The sequence below is a fragment of the Geomonas sp. genome (assembly GCF_056994735.1).
This window is the reverse complement of the sequence record NZ_JBXKJL010000463.1, coordinates 1-1,401: the sequence shown is the minus strand read 5'-3', so window position 1 is coordinate 1,401 and position 1,401 is coordinate 1. Positions and strand designations below refer to the sequence as shown.

The following is a 1,401-nucleotide window of genomic DNA, read 5'->3' as shown; positions in this document are numbered from 1 at the left end:
CCACCTGCGGCACCTTGATGAAACTCGACCCGAAGCTGGAGTTCCGGGTAAACCTCTACAAGATCCTGGCCCTGCCCGATGACGGCAATCCCGCATTGCGCACCGTCCGCGATGTCTGCCACATCTCGCCGAATACGGTCCCGAAACTCGGAGCTCTTTAGCCTCCGGTTCGTTTAGCCTCGGTTCGTTTAGCCTCGGTTCGTTTAGCCTCGGTTCGTTTAGCCTCGGTTCGTTTAGCCTCGGTTCGTTTAGCCTCCGGTTCGTTTCCCTCCACCTACCCTCCTGACCTATCCACGTCTATGCCTGGCAGCAGGTCCCCCCCTTGAGAAAGGGGGGACAGGGGGGATTCGCCTTTCGCTGGGTAACCGAGACTCCTGACGTGTGCTCCAGATCTGCACCTGATGCCTAGGTGGCGCCTGCCCCCACCCCTACCCCCCTCCCTCCAGGGGGGGGGACTTTCATCTGGCAAACTAATTAGCGCTAATCTTCCGCTATGAGATTGTCATCCCCGAATGCCCTTATCGGGGATCCAGATTTCACGCCGTTTAGGAACTGGATTCCCGATCAGAATCGCTTCGGGAATGACAGTTTTGGAGCTGGCGGGAATAAAAAAGCCCCGCCTCTTTCGAGGCGGGGCCATTACATCTACACCAGAAATACAGTTTTCAGGTCTTACCTGCGGGCGAACCCGTTACCGCCGGCCGGAAGCGAAGCGGCCTTGGTCAGGTAGGACTTGAGGGTGGTGATGCTGACGCCGTTGCCAACGGGGTTGGCAGCGGAGTAGTTGCTGAAGTTGATGATGCCGTTGGCATCAGCAGCGACAACAGACCTGTCGCCCACGGTCCCGTTCTGCAGGTACACGATGGAGTCAGCGATGAGAGCACGACCGAAGGAACGGTTGTGGACGTGCTTGCCGGGCTCGGCGGCGAGGAGTTTGTAGTTGAGTGCCGCGCCCATGGTCTGCTTGCCGGTGCCGCCGTTCGGGCCGGTTGCCGGGTAGACCCAGTTTTTGAGCTGAGCTCCGGCGGTGACGCCGTTCTGGGTTGCGTTGTACTGGAAGTACGGATAAGCCTCGGTGTACTTGATGTTGACCTGCTTCAGGTTGTAATCGAAGAAGTCCATCATGCGATCCCAGATGACCTTCTCTTCTTCGATGAACTCGGTCATGGACATGTCGGTGCCGTTGTGGCAGCCGTAGCAGCCGCGGGTGTAAGTGGAAGTACCCTGGGTTGCGTTGGCCACTTCGAGTGCCCCGAAGGTGTGGGTGTTGGTCGGTCCAAGGTGGCAGGCAGCGCACTGGCCTTTGTTGCCGGAGCCGATGACTGCGCCGGATGCCTTAACCGTGGCGTTGGTGGTGGTGGAGTAGTTGTCCATACCCAGACGGCCATGGCTCCAGTTGGC

1 pseudogene is annotated in these 1,401 nt (G+C 59.0%); it reads right to left on the bottom strand.

Going from position 1 to position 1,401, the window contains the following annotated elements:
* Nucleotides 1-672: 672 nt before the first annotated feature.
* Nucleotides 673-1,401: pseudogene (locus AC11W3_RS19930) on the bottom strand (hypothetical protein); the annotation flags it as partial.